Below are 467 nucleotides of genomic sequence, written 5' to 3'. Positions count from 1 at the left end.
AAGTTCGGAGCATGGCTAAAATCGCTTTGGATAACACTAATTATAAGTGCGCAGGATATGACGAGCCTTTTATCGAACAAGCCGACATGAGTAATTTACTGTGGGTTATTGTTGATTTAGTAGAGCAAGCTTTTGATGAGTTACAAGGGCACGGGTTAAAAGAGGAGAAAAACAATGGCTAATATCTCACTGGACGCAATAAATACTATCAATACAAAACTAGGACAAGCCAACGCTATCACCACGCTTTTAATGGCTGATTGTGATTCAAACACGCCAATTAACGAAGAATTACGCTCCTATGCCCTTTATGCTGTATCAGACTTAATTAACGATTCTAAAAAGCTATTTAGAAGCGAAACTGAGCGCAAGGGGTTATAAGATGAAAATCAATGAAATTACAGCCCAAGCCGTAGGTAAATGGGATTATGTCTTTCAATCATTGGGTATTGAGGTGGGTAATGGCA

At 39.0% G+C, this 467-nt stretch carries 2 protein-coding genes; both read left to right on the top strand.

Annotated features, from left to right (window positions below):
- Positions 1 to 182, top strand: a 182-nt coding sequence (locus GQ593_RS13450) for a hypothetical protein (RefSeq protein WP_237397776.1), incomplete at its 5' end; no start/stop codon positions are given.
- Positions 175 to 381 (top strand): hypothetical protein, encoded by a 207-nt coding sequence (locus tag GQ593_RS13445; RefSeq protein ID WP_160432477.1) that lies wholly within the window; start codon positions 175 to 177, stop codon positions 379 to 381. The genes GQ593_RS13450 and GQ593_RS13445, both read left to right, overlap by 8 nt.
- Positions 382 to 467 lie beyond the last annotated feature (86 nt).

The organism is Gilliamella sp. Pas-s25, assembly GCF_009795885.1.
GTDB lineage: Bacteria > Pseudomonadota > Gammaproteobacteria > Enterobacterales > Orbaceae > Gilliamella.
The sequence above is the reverse complement of the archived record's forward strand: the minus strand, read 5'-3'. Positions and strand labels throughout refer to the sequence as shown.

Bases quoted from the DNA above. Each gene is read 5' to 3' on its own strand.
- GQ593_RS13445 (WP_160432477.1), top strand. From the start codon at position 175: ATGGCTAATATCTCACTGGACGCAATAAATACTATCAATACAAAACTA.